The 15,817-nt window shown below is 58.8% G+C and carries 15 protein-coding genes; 10 read left to right on the top strand and 5 right to left on the bottom strand.

Features of this window, described 5'->3' with window-relative positions; all coding sequences use genetic code 11:
• Positions 1-117: 117 nt before the first annotated feature.
• Positions 118-1,101: an MBL fold metallo-hydrolase gene (locus tag BN1936_RS05895; RefSeq protein WP_082164490.1), complete on the bottom strand. Its 984-nt coding sequence runs from the start codon at positions 1,099-1,101 to the stop codon at positions 118-120.
• Between the two features lie 116 nt (positions 1,102-1,217).
• Here BN1936_RS05895 and BN1936_RS05890 point away from each other — a divergent pair, with 116 nt between their 5' ends.
• From BN1936_RS05890 to BN1936_RS05865, 6 genes are all read left to right on the top strand, one after another.
• Positions 1,218-1,889, top strand: a complete 672-nt coding sequence (locus tag BN1936_RS05890) for a LysR family transcriptional regulator (protein ID WP_049686867.1) — start codon at positions 1,218-1,220, stop codon at positions 1,887-1,889.
• 22 nt (positions 1,890-1,911) lie between these two features.
• Entirely contained in the window at positions 1,912-2,163 is a 252-nt protein-coding gene (locus BN1936_RS11835; RefSeq protein ID WP_049686866.1) for a LysR substrate-binding domain-containing protein, read from the top strand.
• A gap of 198 nt (positions 2,164-2,361) precedes the next feature.
• Entirely contained in the window at positions 2,362-2,856 is a 495-nt protein-coding gene (locus BN1936_RS05880; protein WP_049686865.1) for a GNAT family N-acetyltransferase, read from the top strand.
• Between the two features lie 544 nt (positions 2,857-3,400).
• Complete coding sequence (locus BN1936_RS05875) at positions 3,401-3,910, top strand: hypothetical protein (RefSeq protein WP_022444775.1); 510 nt, start codon at positions 3,401-3,403, stop codon at positions 3,908-3,910.
• A gap of 189 nt (positions 3,911-4,099) precedes the next feature.
• Positions 4,100-4,771, top strand: a complete 672-nt coding sequence (locus BN1936_RS05870) for a type 1 glutamine amidotransferase (RefSeq protein ID WP_022444774.1) — start codon at positions 4,100-4,102, stop codon at positions 4,769-4,771.
• 121 nt (positions 4,772-4,892) lie between these two features.
• A complete protein-coding gene (locus tag BN1936_RS05865; protein WP_022444773.1) occupies positions 4,893-5,165 on the top strand; it encodes a DUF1902 domain-containing protein in 273 nt (90 codons plus the stop codon).
• A gap of 110 nt (positions 5,166-5,275) precedes the next feature.
• On the opposite strand, the gene brnQ is transcribed toward BN1936_RS05865, so the two are convergent.
• Entirely contained in the window at positions 5,276-6,607 is a 1,332-nt protein-coding gene (brnQ, locus tag BN1936_RS05860; protein WP_022444772.1) for a branched-chain amino acid transport system II carrier protein, read from the bottom strand.
• 592 nt (positions 6,608-7,199) lie between these two features.
• Here brnQ and BN1936_RS05855 point away from each other — a divergent pair.
• From BN1936_RS05855 to BN1936_RS05840, 4 genes are all read left to right on the top strand, one after another.
• The gene (locus BN1936_RS05855) at positions 7,200-7,697 is read left to right on the top strand and encodes a MarR family winged helix-turn-helix transcriptional regulator (RefSeq protein ID WP_022444771.1); all 498 of its coding nucleotides are present in this window, start codon (positions 7,200-7,202) and stop codon (positions 7,695-7,697) included.
• Positions 7,698-7,894: 197 nt separating this feature from the next.
• A complete protein-coding gene (locus BN1936_RS05850) occupies positions 7,895-8,506 on the top strand; it encodes a helix-turn-helix domain-containing protein (protein ID WP_049686864.1) in 612 nt (203 codons plus the stop codon).
• Between the two features lie 422 nt (positions 8,507-8,928).
• Positions 8,929-10,347, top strand: coding sequence for a hypothetical protein (locus BN1936_RS05845; protein WP_049686863.1), 1,419 nt, complete (start codon positions 8,929-8,931; stop codon positions 10,345-10,347).
• Between the two features lie 245 nt (positions 10,348-10,592).
• Positions 10,593-11,801, top strand: coding sequence for a restriction endonuclease (locus BN1936_RS05840; RefSeq protein WP_049686862.1), 1,209 nt, complete (start codon positions 10,593-10,595; stop codon positions 11,799-11,801).
• Positions 11,802-11,855: 54 nt separating this feature from the next.
• Here BN1936_RS05840 and BN1936_RS05835 read toward each other — a convergent pair whose 3' ends face one another.
• The 3 genes from BN1936_RS05835 to purB form a co-directional block, all read right to left on the bottom strand.
• On the bottom strand, positions 11,856-12,584 hold the full coding sequence (locus tag BN1936_RS05835; RefSeq protein WP_049686861.1) for a GntR family transcriptional regulator: 729 nt from the start codon (positions 12,582-12,584) through the stop codon (positions 11,856-11,858).
• A gap of 158 nt (positions 12,585-12,742) precedes the next feature.
• Positions 12,743-14,167: a DASS family sodium-coupled anion symporter gene (locus BN1936_RS05830; protein ID WP_022444766.1), complete on the bottom strand. Its 1,425-nt coding sequence runs from the start codon at positions 14,165-14,167 to the stop codon at positions 12,743-12,745.
• A 129-nt stretch (positions 14,168-14,296) separates the two neighbouring features.
• The gene (gene purB, locus BN1936_RS05825) at positions 14,297-15,655 is read right to left on the bottom strand and encodes an adenylosuccinate lyase (protein WP_049686860.1); all 1,359 of its coding nucleotides are present in this window, start codon (positions 15,653-15,655) and stop codon (positions 14,297-14,299) included.
• Positions 15,656-15,817: the final 162 nt, after the last annotated feature.

Here is a 15,817-nt window from a genome sequence, read left to right as displayed (position 1 = left end):
GGTAAAAATCAAAAACACGGCCGGAGACCGAAGCCGGAGAGTTAAGACTCCGGTCCCCGCCGTTTGACACCGCTCCTCGCGCCCCAGGGGATGGGGCGCGGGGCATGACACCTTCCCTTACGCCTTTCTCGCCTTCTCGATTGCGAGACGCTTCATGGCGTTTGCTTCCATGACGTCGAGTTCCTTCACGAACGCCTGAGGGGCGACGAGCGGATGCGGGGTCGACCGATCGGTGTGCGGGAGGAGGAAACGCTTTTCCATGAGGCCGTTGCTGAAAGGATGCGCCGAGAGATGGACCGAGATCGGGTTCACCGGATCCTCGACCATTCTCCGGATCCGCTTCACGGTGTCGATATAGGCCCCCACCTGATCGGGGCCGGTGATGGCGTTCAAGCCCAGGCCTCCCACCGTGATCGCGTGATACGCCTTATTGCCATCCCGCACCGGGTAGGCATAGGACGCCGTCCCCCAGGTGTGCCCCGGGGTCTCGAGCACGGTCATCACGAAAGAGCCGAAGGTAAACGTGTCGCCGTCCTTCGCCAACAAATCCTGCGGGATCATCGTGAACGAGTTCCGGCCGCCCTGGTGCGTCCGCTTCGCGTCGACGTTCGCCTCATCCCACCCGCGCTTTGTCATCACGAAGCGCGCCTTCGGGGCGATTTCCTTCAGACGCTTCATTCCGCCGCAGTGGTCAAAGTGGCCGTGCGTCACAAAGACCATTTTGAGATCCGCGGGGTTCACGCCGCAGGCTTTGATGTTCGCGAGCAGCTGATCCACAAACGGTTCATGCACGGTATCAATCAGCACCGGACCCGCGGGGGTCTTGATGAGCCAGGCGGACACCCAGTTCACGCCCACGTTATAGACGCCGTCAAACGCCTCATAAGGGTCGATTTTCTGAGCCTTCGGGTCCGAGAGCCACCGCCCGAGTTCGGGAGGCATCTTCCCGGTCGACCCGAATTGCGAAAAGAGCGCGTTCACGCGTTCCGAATTCCAGACGGGATCCGACGCGGGCTTCAGGGCGTCGGATGCGAAAGCGGGGAAAGCGACCGACGCGACGGGGGTAAGCGCGAGGGCTTTAAGAAGAGAACGGCGATCCATTATGTTTTGCTCCTTATCGTTTTTCGTTACGTTCATGGGTGTATTATTTACCCAAAATATCGAGCGATAAAGACTTAAAAACCGCCATCATTGTTTCAATTTTTGAGCGAATCCCTATGGAAGAACTGACCGGACACCGTGTATTTATCCGCACCGCGGAGCTTTCAAGCATCACGAAGGCCGCCGAGTCGCTTGGGCTCACGCGGGCCGCGGCGAGCCGCGCGCTGATGAGTCTGGAGTCTGAGCTCGGAGCCGCGCTTTTCACGCGTACCACGCGGCATGTCGCGCTCACGGCGTTTGGTTCCCAGGTGCTCGATACGTGCAAAGAACTCGTGGGGCTCGCCGACCAATTGAAAGCGGAAGCGCTTCATCAGTCCTCCGCCCCAACGGGCACGATCCGCGTCGCCTGCAGCGTGTCCTTTGGCCAGACGTATCTCGCGGGGGCGCTCAAGCGGTTCCTCGCCGAGTTCCCCTCAATCAATATGGAACTCACGCTTCTCGACCGCCCGGCGCATCTCCTCACTGACAACATCGACCTCGCGCTTGAAGTCACGAACACCCCGGAGCCAGGACTCATCGCGCGCCGGCTCACGTCCTGCGGGTCGCTCCTCTGCGCCGCCCCGGCGTTTCTCGCGGACCGGCCGCCCGTCACGGCTCACGTCCTGCGGGTCGCTCCTCTGCGCCGCCCCGGCGTTTCTCGCGGACCGGCCGCCCGTCACCGCCCCGGCGGAGCTCGAGCGCTTCCCGACGCTCGTCAGCACCCGGTTCGGGAGCCGGTGGAAGTTTGAGCGGGAGGGCGAAAGTTCTGAAGTGGAAGTGAAGGGCCGGATCCGAACAAACGACACGCAGGTGATTCTGCGGGCGGCGCTCGACGGTCTCGGGATCGCGCTGCTTCCGGATCTCACGATTTCGGACCCGGTGGAAAAAGGGGAATTGACGACTCTCCTCCCCGATTGGAAAACGGAATCCGTCGGCATTTATGCCCTCTACGCGTCCCGCCGCTACCAGCTTCCGGCGGTCCGCGCCTTTATCGACTTCCTCGTCGCGGATATCCGGAAATAAGCGCTGTTCCAAATAACTCTTTTATGTCGCGGCGTTATGGTTAAAAGAGCATCCCCTCATTTTTATACAGACTCTCAGGGGTCGCCCGAATGCGTGACAGACTTTACCCGAAGAATTAACAAATTAACGCAACTATCTGATTCTCGAAGTCTATTATTGAAGGATTGAAGGTTTTTGAAGAGAAGGAGGGAGTCACCCATGCTGACACCGGTTCTGCTCTCGTCGCATCCCGAATACGTCGGAGCGGCGCGTACGCTTTATGAAGAATCGTTCCCGGAGTCGGAGCGTGTACCGTTTGAGGCTCTCATCCGAAGCTGCACGATGGACGGGCGCTTCTATGTCTTTACGGAAGGGAAAGAAGTGAAGGCGATGGCGGCGCTCGCCGTTGGTAAGACCATCATGTCGCTTGTCTACTTCGCGGTGGTGCCGGAAGCCCGGAATCACGGGGCGGGGTCTGAACTCCTCCGCTGGTTGCTATCGAAACGCGAAGGCCGCCGTCTCTTTATCGACGCCGAAGATCCGGAGCCGGGCGCTCCCGCGGACGATATCCGCGTGCGGCGGCTCGGGTTCTATAAGAGAAACGGCTTCACCTCCTGCGGCTTTGTCTCCGAGTGGAACGGCGGTCGCTATCAGATCTGGTCCGCGGGCGGCCTGATCACAAAGGAAGAGCATGACGCCTTCTGGGAGAAGTGAAGCTCGCGTAGCCCAATTCCAAAACCAAAGGCTTAAAAGCCGATCTCCCCTTCTGTGAATCAAAAAGCGGGGGCAGACTAAAGCCGCCGGATCATGGGAATTTTTTCCGTGATCCGGTTTTTTTCGTCCCGGTATCCCGTCCGACCCCCAAAAATACCCGAACGGGTGACGCCAAAACGGCTCGCCTTGCGGTACTATTTCGAAGGTTCCGGACGCGGGTCTTATTGCGAACAAAAGACACCTCTCTCCGGAAGACCGCGGGGGAAAGCCCAAGCGCTGTGGTTTTTCTTAAGAAACACGCATTTCCCGTGAATCCCCCGGCAGATAATAATGTTTAGCAGGCGGTCCATTGGATAAGGCGGGACCTCACAATTCCCCGATCCCCCTCATATATCCGCCTCACCCGCAGAGGAAAAGAAGAAGAAAAGCGGCCAGTCTATGGCAGCCCCCTCTTTTGATACCTAGAGAATTTAAGCAGGCCGCTCATCAAACCGCGGCCCGCCTGAAAACCTTTTGCAGTTCACTTTTTGCTGGAGCTATTGAAATGGCACTTCCCTACGACTGGGATATTGCAACAGTGGAAGAAGTTATGGAGTACTACGCGGATGTCGACGGTGTCGACCTCCCGAATCTCACCGATCGGCTGGGGGATGAAAACGCCCCGGTGCCGGTGCGCGTGGATAAGTTCCTCGACTATAACGGCACGTGGGTCGAGAAGAAGTACTACCCGGTGGAGGCCCTCAAAGTCCTCCTCTGGAAGGAACCGCTCGTCGCCGCGAGCGATCTCGAGAACTGGCTCGACATGCCGCGTGAAGAGATCGAGAAACTCCATAAGTACGAATTCTGCCGCCCGGTCGGCATCAATAAGAAGGGCGAATGGATTTTCGACGCGGACTACATGCTGAAGTGCAGGAAGGCCTGGAAGTCTGAGCAGGAGGGCGGTGACACGCGCGAGGCGCAGCAGATGACTGCCCGCCCGCGGGAAGCGGAATCGAACTGGTTCTCGCTTGACTTCAGGGCCCGCCCCTACGACTCCGTTCCGGAAGAAGCCTGATTCCTCGAAAGGCCTGAGGGATCCTGAAGGGGCAGTCTTTCGCTCTCCCCCTACCCTCAATTCTCCCTTTCAGACCGCCTCTCACGTCTTTCCGTGAGAGGCGCGCCGTGTCCTCACTCACGCCGCTCCCCGCGGTTAAGATGAGGCGAAACGCTTTTCTTTTCTCCCCCCGATAAAAAGAAATCGATCATGATCATTCATCTTCTGATTACGGACTGGTTTAAGGGTCTGCTCCCCGCGGATACCCCGACCCACGCGGATCTCTATAAGAACCTCTTCGCCCCCGTGGTGCCGGACGCCGAGTACAAGGTGTACGCCGCGATGGAAGGGGAGCTTCCCGATCTCACGAACCCGGAACCCGGGCTCTATGTGATCACCGGAAGCCAGGCCGGAGCCTATGAGACAGACGCCTGGATCGGAACGCTGCTGCAGTGGATCCGTGACGCGAAGACGGCCGGCATCGCGCTTTCGGGCGTCTGCTTCGGCGCTCAGGCGATCGGTCAGGCGCTTGGCGGCCGCGTGATCAAGCACCCGAACGGCTGGGGCCTCGGGCTCCGCAAGAGCCGCGTGGTCTCTGACCGCCTCCGGAAATACCTCCCGTCCGACACCCTGCTCCTCGCCGTTAACCATGGCGATCAGGTGGTGGAACTGCCGCCTGACGCTGAGCTCCTCTCGACAAGCGACTTCTGCGCGAACGACGCCTTCGCGATCGGCGACAAAATCCTCGCGTTCCAGGGACACCCGGAATTCACGATCGCGTACCTCGAATTCTTCCTCACAGTGGGTGTGAAGGGACAATCCCCGGAATTCGTGGAAAAGGTCCGCGAGAGCTTGAAGCTCGGGAAACCGCGGGTGAAATGATCGCCCGCATGATGGTGGATTCGGTGAAAGCGTAACGTTTAAGACCGCTTTCGTTCTGTCCCCAGACACGCCTTCGATCCTTAAAATCGAAGGCGTTTCGTTTGATTAAGGAACGATTTTTATGGAATATCGGGTTGGATCTGAAGGCTGGACCGCGGCCGCGAAAGCGGGGCTCCCCCTCATCTGTGAGGTCTCCGCGCGCTGGGATCCGGAAGCCGGTGTCTTTGTCGCTGAGAGCGAGGATTTCCTTCCGGCGTTCGCCTGCGTCGCTGAGTCTCCCACCTGGGAGGGACTCGGGAAAGAGCTCGACGCCGTTTTTTCGGACGCCCTCGAATCCGTTTTGGGATTCCAGCAGCCGCTTCCCCGCGTCACACCCCGCATCCGGGCCGCATGAAAAAGAACGGGGGCTCTCCCTTATTCTTTCCCCATAAACAGTTCGCCCCGGGGCGAATCGTTATTCAGGAGTCAGGCGGCACCGACATTTACCGCCTGAAAGCCTCTCTCTTACGCGGCAGCCTTCTTCTCCGGCACCGCGGCCTTCCAGATGAGGCCGATCACGAAACCGACAGCGGCGAACGGGATCCAGCCCATACCGAAGGTGTGGAGCGGAACGTAGGTCTGAAGCATCGTCTCAAAGGAGCCGAGGTTCACACCGGCGGTCTCAAGCAGGTTGATCGTCGCCATCACGAAGGTGAAAGCGATGGTCCAGGCGTACACGCACTGACGGCCGCCGAAGAACTTATCGAGGAAGATAAGGCAGATCAGCGCGACGAGCAGCGGGTAGATGAACATCAGGACCGGAATCGTGGACACGATGATGGTCTTAAGACCGAAGAGGCCGACGAGGTACGAGATCACGCAGAAGATCACGGCGTAGGTCTTGTAGGAGAAGTGGCCGAGGAGCCGCATGAAGTACGCGGCGCAGCAGGTCACGAGGCCGACCGAGGTCGAAAGGCACGCGAGGAGCACGATCACAGCGAGAATCGCGGCACCGAGGTTACCGAAGAGGATCTTCGCGGAACCCGCGAGCACCGGAGCGCCGGTTTCGAGAATACCGAGCTGCGTGACGGAATCCGCGCCGATCTTCGCGATGAAGATGTAGATGAAGGCGAGGAGCGCGACCGCGATCGAGCCGGAAAGCAGCACCTGCTTCATGATGGCTTTCGGCTGCGTCACGCCGCCCTCCTTCACAAAGCTGATCACGAGCGTCGCGAAGATGAAGGACGCGATGGCGTCAAGGGTGTTGTAGCCATCGAGAATACCCTGCATCACAGCGGTAACAGGCGTCGCGTAGTTCTTCGTCGGGGCCTGGGGAACACCAAGCGGGCTGATAAAGGACTGCACGATGAGAAGCAGAATAACAGCGAGAAGCGCGGGGGTCAGGATCTTGCCCACACGGTCAACAAGCTTCGAGGGCGTCGCCGCGAGCCAGTACGTGAGGAGGAAGAAGACGAGGAGGAAGATCGGAAGCGCGATATCAGGCGAAATCGACCCGAGGAAAGGCTTCACGGCGATCTCGAACGACACCGTGCCGGTACGGGGAGCTGCAAAGCAAGGTCCGATCGCGAGGTAGGAGACGACGGAGTAAAAGACGCCGTACCAGGGGTGAACGCGGCCCGCGGCCTCTTCAAGGTCCAGACACCCGGAGTAACCGAGCGCGGCGATCGAGATGAGGGGCAGACCCACACCCGTCACGCAGAAACCGAGCACGGCGTACCAGACGTTGACGCCGGCGTTCTGACCCATAGCAGCCGGGAAGATGAGGTTACCGGCACCGAAGAGGAGCGCGAAAAGCATGAGGCCGATCGCGATATATCTGTTATTGCTGTTTTCCATGGTTCACAGTCCGAAACCGTTCATCCGTTCCCCTTTGGTCAGGAGAACGCAGAAACAGTTCCTTTCTTTATCGAAAGAAATAAAAAGTTGCCATGCGGTGAGAAGGTTTTTCTCGCCGCCCGGACGGGATGGATTGAGGCACAGGCCGATGAGGCACCAGAAAAGCCACTGGCTTCACGGGGTAGGCGAAGCCATTCATCAGAGAGGATTTATGTCTCTCACCTTCCTGGTTTTCGCTCTCATGCGTCCTGTTTGTCGGCATGAACCGGCAGCGCCGATCGGGCGGCTGCCGAACGCGCGGCGGGTGAGCCGCGGTTATTTGATAGAGCTGGAAACTGAAGGCGGGTAGCCCCCGGGTTCCAAACTGAAGTCGGGATCGAGTGCAATTTGCATCCTTGTAATCAATAGTAACACGCGGAAAACGCCACTGCGTCGGGCGTAATCCCCTAAGTAAAGGAGAGGATAGGCGCTCAGACTCCAAAAGCCTCTCAGAAAACGGCGTCCCGCTGTACCATAGCTGTATACATTTATTGCCCCCCTGGCGGCCGGCGGCAGTGCCCTCCGGTCTCCGGGCTTCTCTGGACAGATCCCGATGGACGACGACATTTCCTTTATGAAGATTCTCGCGCAGGCGGAGCAGCTGATCCGCTTCGTGAATGATCTGATCGAGGGCGAGCTCACACGGAAAGGCGTGACCGATATCGCGCCGTGCACCGGGGACATTTTTTTCTACCTCTATGAGCACGGGAGCTGCACGCTCACCGAAATCGCGGAGCAGACGTCGCGCGCGAAGCCGACCGCCTCTCTCACGATGAAGGCGCTCGTGGGCCGCGGCTATATTGAGAAGCGGAAGTCGGAAGAAGATTCCCGCTGCTGCATGTTCTATCTCACGGAAAAAGGGCTCGCGCTCCAGCCGACCTTTGAGAAGATTCGCCGGAAACTGAACTGCCGGACGCGCTGCGGGCTGTCGCCTGAGGAAATCAGGACGCTTGAGACCCTTCTCAACAAGTCCTACATCACGCTCAGCACCCCGAAGCCCAAATGCAACTGCGGCTGCGACTGCGGCTGCAACGATCCGGATTCGCTCTGAGACGCCTCTTATATATAGAGAGTGACGATCTGAATACCCGGGGCCAGACGGCTCCGGTTTTTTTATGCCTCCGGTCACTTCACTCGCCCGCGGAAGGATCCGCCGCGCTTCCCTCACCGCTCTTCTCGCCCCCCGGATTGACGGAAGCGGGGCGGATCCTGATAATCGGAAAAACTCCTCACTTTCTCCAAACGTCTATGACTTCAGCAAAATCCTCAGTCACTATGCCGACCCAGGCCGAGGCGGATGCCGCCCGGGTGAATGAAGCGGTCGCCCGCCGGATCAAAGCGTACCGGAAGGAGAAGAAGCTGTCGCTTGATGAGCTTTCGCGCCGGGCGGACGTGAGCAAGGGAATGCTCGTTGAAATTGAGCGCTGCCGCGCGAACCCGAGCATCGCGCTCCTCTGCAGACTCGCGGCGGCCATGGGAGTCGCGGTCGCGGATTTCGTGAATGTCGACACGGGACCCGAGGTCCGCGTGATCGAGGGAAAAGATATCCCGGTGCTCTGGACCGGAGAAAAGGGCGGCACCTCGAGGCTTCTCGCCGGGTCCGCGGGTCCCGAGATGACAGAACTCTGGGCCTGGGAAATGAAGCCCGGGGAAAAATTTCAGGCGGACGCGCATTCAGCCGGGACGCTGGAGCTGCTTTACGTGGAATCCGGGACGCTTACGCTTGGGGTCGGAAGCGGGGTCTTTGAGGTCAAAGCCGGCAATTCCGCCTCCGCCCGAACGGATGTCCCCCACTTTTATGAGAACCGCGGGGACTCCCCCGTCACCTTCAAAATGGCGGTGCATGAGAAAGCCGCCTGAGACCCCGCTCCGCTTCCTCCAATCCGACCTGACGCTTCTGTCAGGTCTTTTTTTGATCTGAACTCAGATTGACGGTCATCAAAACGACCGGATAAAGCCATTCAGAACACGGCAAGACCGGGGTTCTCTTCCGGTTTTCCCCCTCTTTCCTCTCCGTCTCTTTGCGGGTTTTAAGGCGGAGTCCGCTCTTTCTTCTGCCTGAAAAGGGCAGATTCCTTTGATGAAAGTTAATATTTTGTTCTGATTAGGTCAATATAATTGACCTTCGATAACACTCAAGGTTATCCGCGCTCAATTCATATTCCGCTCCGGGAGGCCGTTTTTTCAGCGAGGCTGAGCCGGCCCCGGGAACCGGAAGGAGAACAACATAATGACCGAAATTCTACAGCCGGATGCTTCCGGCGTAAAAGGAGAGTCCCGCTATGACGACTGACAATCAGGAAGATCTCATGACGATAGGAGGCCATCCCTGGCCTCAGGTGGTCCGGTGGCTTCTCGCGCTTCTCGTCCTTTACACGATCGGAAGCGTTTTTATTTCGAATCCCTTCTCGCTTTTCGTCGACCGGACAACGCCGATCGATTACTCCCGCGCCATGTATTTCCACGGCATGGCGGTGGGGCTTGCCGGCATCACGTCACTCATTCTCGCGGAAGTTTTCACGCTTACCAAAACCTGCCGCAAAGTGATTCTCTTCTGCACGGTCGCCGCGGTTCTCATCGGCGTCACAGGGGGCGCTGTCAACCGCTCGATGGAAGAGACAAAGCTTTTTATCTGGTATCAGATCTTTTCCTTTTTCGCGCTTGACGCCATTCTGATCACGCTGACTTACGGCCTTCTCACGACAAAGGACACCGCGCTTCGCGGCACCCGCGCGTGGTACCTTGTGCTCGCCGCTGTCATCACAGGACTCATCGGAGCCCTGATCGGCGACCTCGCGGGCTTCATTCTTGACTTTGGGAAGTGGCCCGGCATCCAGGTCTGGTACGCGAACCTCATCGGCTATTCGCTTCAGGACTGGCAGGATAACCTCCTTCGCTCCCACTCTGACCTCATCGTGGTCGCGGTGATCGGGCTTCTCCTCTCCGTGATCGACTGGAAATACGGGCGTCACCTTGAAGGGACGGCCGCGCGGGTTCAGGCTTTCGGCGAGTGGCTCGCGATCGCGGGTCTCGCGATCCTCACGGTAATCATGGTGGTGAACGCCTTCGGGGGCGTCAATTGCCAGATTCCGCATATCTTCACGGAAAAGGGCTTCTACGCGCCCCGCGGGACGAGCGTCGCCGGCATCGATCTCGGTGACTTCACGATCGGCTCGCTCTTCTTCCCGGGCGGCATCCTCGTGCTCGGGGCCATTCTTTTCGGCAAGAAGGCCGCGGGCTTCAGCCTCAGCGCCGCGTCGAAGCGGACCCTTGCCGGGCTCTTCATCACCTGGTGCAGCATTCTCGTGACAGTGGGCGGCATGGGATTCCTCGAGGAATACCGGGCTGATCTCTATAACTCCGCGAAAGACGTGGTGCTTGGGAACTTCGGCTTCGCCTTCAAGATGCTGCATGTTGACGTGAGCCTCATGATGCTCCCCGCCCTGATGCTCGTGATGATTCTGTCGCAGCACTTCCTGAAAGACGCCGTGAATAAAACGGTGCAGACGCTCCTTCTCGTCTCTGTGATCCTCTGCTCCATCGGCTGCTTCGTCTACATGGTGGTGAACCCCTCGCTGCTGGGCCCCGGCTACTGGGTGATCGCGGCAGGATTCGTCTTCGTGATCGCCGCCATGGTGATGTTCTTTAAGAAAAGCGGCGCTCAGCTCGAAGAGTCGTTCCGGAAGGAATCCGTGAAGTAACGCTTCAGTTTCCGCATTGACAGGGGGAAGGGGATCGGCGTCAGGCATGACGTCGGTCCCCTTTTTTCTCAGTTCGGTTGTTCTTCTATATAGAAGGACATCGTTCCTGGTGTTCTTCCGGGCTTCTGTGGATTCGCAGCTAAAAACGCTGCTATTCTTTCTCTCATCCGCCCTTACCCCCGCGGCGCGGCCCGCGCCGCCTGCTTTACGAGGGAGTAAGGGCCTGACGTCCTGAGAGGTCCGGCATGGAAGTTCCCTATCAAGCGCTTGAAGAGAGCGATCTTTTTGTTGACTGCGTCTATAAGGCCGGTCCTTACCCGAATCTCGCGGGAGAGGTGATCACGAAGCTAGTTCCGGGGTGCCCAAATCTTGGAGGCTTCCGTAAGGTCTATAACCAGCGGACGAAGCGGATCGCTTATATCGTCCTTTACACCTCGATGTGTGAGCTCGCCTGGCCCGACTATCTCGATACCGAAACCGGTGTCCTCCGCTACTACGGCGACAACCGAAAGGCCGGGAGATCGCTTCTCGATACCAGGGGGAAGGGGAACCTCCTCCTTCAGGAAGTGTTCGGGAAGCTCCACGCGGGTGACCGGTCTGAGATTCCGCCTTTTCTTATCTTCAAGCGCCATGGCACGGGGCGCGATATGCGTTTCCTCGGCCTCGCCGCTCCAGGGGCTGCCGGGCGGCCGCCGGACCGGGATCTCACCGCTCACTGGAGAACCGTGGACGGTGAGCGGTTCCAGAATTACGAGGCGTACTTCACGATTCTTGATACCGGGAGTCAGCCTGTTTCCAAGGCGTGGCTTCGGGCTCTCTGGCACGGGGATCCGGATAGCCTCAGGCTCGCCCCGCGCGCCTGGCGGGATTTCGTTCGGGAAGGCCGCCCGGGGCTTCACCCGCTGAAGGCCCCAAGGCTTTCCGAATTCCCCTCTCCCTTTGATCAGCTGCAGAGTGACATGGAGGGGCTGCAGTGTCTCAGCCTCATCCGGGAACGCTTCAAAGATGATCCTCTGGGGTTCGAGCAGTGCGCGGCGGACCTCGTCTCGAAACTCGATCCTCACTTTGAAGGCTTCACCTTCAGCCGCGAGTGGCAGGACGGCGGCCGGGACACCGCGGGCCGCTATCGGATCACGACGGGCGGCACGGTTCACCCGGATGTCAGACTGAGCGCCGCGCTTGAAGCCCGGTGCTATGGGGCGGAAAAAGGGGTTGAAGTGTCTGAGATGACACGCCTGATTTCCCGAACGCAGCGGCGTGACCTCGGGGTCATGGTGACGACAGGCTACATTTCAGAACCCGCCTATCGGGAAGCGATCGACGGGAAGCATAAAATTCTGATTCTCACCGCCACTGATATCGCGCGGATTCTCCGGGATAGGGGGATCACGGCAAGCGGGGTGCCCGCATGGCTCGATTCCCTGACCGCCAAATATCATCGGATGTCGCTCTGACCCTCCCTTCGCATGAAGGGGATCAATCAGCTGGGGATTGCTTGAATCTGTCCGCTACTTCAACTCAATCGTGAGATTGAAGGCGTAGCGCTCGCCCGGGTGATAGCTCACGGTGATGAGGGTCACCTTCCCCTTCGGATCAAAGTAGCGCCGGAGAATCCGAAGCGCGGGCTCTCCTTCTTTCGCGTGAAGGGCTTCCGCGGGTTCCGCGGGGAGCTTTGTCGCCTCAATTGTCTGGCGCACCTCAGCGCACGTGTCCCCGTAAACCGACTGAATGAGTTCAATCATCAGGATATCGGGGTGAGCCGGGGCCTCGGTGACGAGTTCCTGCCGATCGCGGCTCACATATTCGCTCGTCCACGCGACCGGCGGTTCCCCTGCCCTTTCCCCTACGCGCACCATCGTGAAGCGGATCATCTTTTCACCCGGCACCGCGTGAATCCAATCAGCGCGCTCTTTGCTGATCACCACTTCCTCGATCTTGAGGATCCGGCGCTTGTTATTCGACGCGAGGCGGCCGAGATCCGAGAGCGTTGAGAGCCGCTGCCCGAAGCCCTGGGTGGATCCGCGGCTGATCACACGTGTCCCGACATGCGGCGTCCGGCGGATGAGACCGTGGCGCTCAAGTTGCGCGAGCGCCGCCCGCACCGTGAACCTAGAGACCCCTTCCCGCTTCATCAGTTCCATTTCGCCTGGAAGGAGAGTACCCACCGGATAGAGACCGCTCGCGATCGCGCGGGTCAGTTTATGAGCCAGTCTGTCCTTCAGCTGTACGCGAGTCATCGTCCCATCCTCTTTTCTAGTGTGCATAGGAAACCGGCCTCTATTGTAGTCGCGGAGAAGTACGGGTTTGTGAAAAAAACCGGAAGGAGCCTTTGCGGACTCCCTCCGGGAACAGAGAGAAACAGTAGAGAGTTAGTTTGGATTTCTGTCAGGTCTTCTTAGTAGAGGCCGATCAGCTTCCACCAGGCCATGCCGGTGATGAAGACGAGGAGGACGTTAAGCGTCACCACGCAGAAGTTGATCTTGTAGAAGCGCGGGCGCTCGAAGTAACCCTGACCGAAGTAGATCGGGCCCGGGCCGCCTGCGTATTCCGTGATGCCCCACATAAAGTTCGAGAAGATACCGAAGCAGACCGCGACCATCAGAGCCGGAGCGCCGCAGCCAATAGCCACCGCGCAGAACGGGACATACATGGCAGCCACGTGGCCGGAAGCGGTAGCGAAGATGTAATGAAGGTAGATGTAAGCGAAGCCGAGAACGATGAAGGCGATGAGCCAGTCCGTGCCGACAAGCTGCGCCGCGACCGTCGCGGACATCCACTTGATGAAGCCAAGCTTCGTGAGACCGCCAGCGAGAGAGATGATGACGCCGAACCAGATCACGGTGTCCCAGGCAGCCTTTTCAGAAAGGACGTCCTTCCACTTCACAGCGCCCGAAATCAGGAGGTAAGCCACCACGCCAAGGCCGATCGCGTTAGCGTCGTAACCCGTGAGCATCGTGGTTGCCCAGCCGACGAGGGCGAGGATGAAACCGACACCGACAAGCTTCTCCTGGTGCGTCAGAGCGCCAAGCTCACCGAGCATCTTCTTGCCGAGAGCCTTCGCTTCCGGAGTCTTCGTCATCGTGGGCTTCACGAGGAACTTCGTCACGTGCGGGAGAATCACAAAGCAGATGGCGGCGGGGAGCAGAGCGGCCCAGAGCCAGGTGCCCCAGCTGATATCCACACCGAGGCCTTCCTTCGCGAGGTGCGCGCAGAGCGGGTTCGCGGCCATACCGGTGAGGAACAGAGCGCCCGTGATCGGCGTGAACTGGAAGCACGTCATGATGAGGTAATCACCGATCTTTTTACCGGACTCACCCGGGGTGGAACCCATCACATCGTTAATGGACTTCGCGATCGGGAGAATGATGCCGCCGGAACGAGCCGTCACGGAAGGCATAGCCGGAGCCATCACGAGGTCAGCGCAGCCCAGCGAATACGCGATACCGGTGGAAGAACCGCCGAACTTCGAGAGCATCAGGTACGCGATACGGCGGCCAAGACCGGACTGGACGAAGCCGAGCGACAGAACGTACGCCGAGAAAATCATCCACACCGTGCCGGACGCGAGGCCGGAGAGTGACTGGCTGAGAGTCAGCGTGCCTGAGAAATAAGAGACCGCGAGCGCCGTCATCATCACAGCGCCGGATGGCATCGGGTTAGTCAGAATCGCGGCGATGGTGCCGAGGAAGATTCCGAGCATATGGATCGCCTTCGGGTTAAGACCCGCAGGCACCGGGAGGAACCAGATGATGATACCGACCGCGATCGGTACGATCCAGCGCCAGAGCTGGACTCCAGAGGTTGCAGAAGCTTTTGGCATGATTGTGTCCCCGCTTTGAACGGTGATCTTTGTAATGCAGTGATAGGCTGCTGAGGTGCTGCTTCGCCCCAGGCGGAAGAGGATCCCGCCTGAGGCGCGGCCCCGGAAGAATCCGGGGCGGAGAAGGAGTTAGGAGTTCGCCTTCGCACCGAACTCGGCTTCGACGCGGTCCACGAATTCGGGGGCGAGGCCGATGTAGGTGAGCGGGTTCAGCATGTGGTCGAGCTCATCCTCGGTGAACGCGGCTTCCACTTCAGGCGTACGCATCAGGACGTCCTTCAGCGGGATTTCCTTCTGATAGGCTTCCATACAGGCCTTGTAGACGATGGAGTGAGAGGTCAGGCGGCCAAGCTTCGTCGCGAGGTGCATCATCACGCATTCGCTCATCATCAGACCCTTCTGCAGGAAGAGGTTCTTCTCCATGTGCTCCGGATAGACGATCAGGTTCTCAAGGATGTACTTCGATTTCGCGAGAGCGCAGCCAAGGAGGTGGCAGGCGCGCGGGATGCCTTCCCACTCGGAGAGGAAGCAGCCCCAGTCGCGCTCAGCTTCGCTCACCATCGACTCGACGATCGACGGGGCGATCGAACGGACGTTGCGGCAGAGGGCGAGAACGTTTTCGCAGACAGCGGGGTTGCGCTTATGCGGCATCGTGGAGGAACCGACCTTACCCATGAAGAACGGTTCTTCGAGTTCCAGGACTTCAGTACGCTGCTCAGTCAGCACTTCGTGAATGATGCGGCCGATGGTGCCTGCGCAGATTGCCAGCGTGCTGACAAATTCAGCCTGATTATCACGCTGGACGTGCCAGGCGATCGTGGGGCAGCGGAGACCGAGGATCTCAAACATGCGCTTCTGGGTTTCCAGTCCCTTCTCAGGCTGAGAGGCGAGCGTGCCGACAGCGCCGGCCATTTCACCGACAAAGACTCGCGGAGCCATCTCTTCAAGACGGGTGATGTCGCGGCCGAGTTCGTCAGCCCAGACAGCAGCCTTGTAGCCGAAGGTGATCGGCACGGCGTGGACAACGTGCGTACGGCCGGCCATCGGGGTGGTGCGATACTTCTTCGCGAGAGCGAGACAGGCCTTCAGGCAGGCCTTCATGTCGCGGAGGATGACCTGATAGGCGTCGCGTTCGAGAAGGACCATGCCGGTGTCGACAATGTCCTGGCTCGTGGCGCCCCAGTGAACGAATTCACCGGCATGATCGGGAAGGACCGCCTTGAAAGCGCAGAGCAGCGGCACGATCGTGATCGAGGACTTATAGAATTCGCCGATCGAAGGGATATCAAGGAGTTCAGCCTTTGCGTATTCATTGATCACGTCAGCCTTATCCTTCGGGATAACGCCGAGCTCACCCTGAGCCTTGGCAAGAGCGGCTTCCGTGTCGAGCCACTTCTGGGCCCAGGACTCATCGCTCCAAATCTTGCGCATTTCGTCCGTGCTGAACATCGAACCATGGATCTGGCTATCAATTGCGGTAGACGGCATTTTTTGTCCTCTGTCTTACAAAGTTTAGGGGAGAAAAGCTGATCCTTTCAGCTGATCCCTTACCCGGTTATTTGGATGAGGACATTGTTCCGCTTTGTCTGGTTTCAGACCATGAAATCAGATATTTGAATTGACTTTAATCAATTTTTAACGATTGGTAGA

Source organism: Dakarella massiliensis (genome assembly GCF_001182045.1).
GTDB lineage: Bacteria > Pseudomonadota > Gammaproteobacteria > Burkholderiales > Burkholderiaceae_F > Mesosutterella > Mesosutterella massiliensis.
The sequence above is the reverse complement of the archived record's forward strand: the minus strand, read 5'-3'. Positions and strand labels throughout refer to the sequence as shown.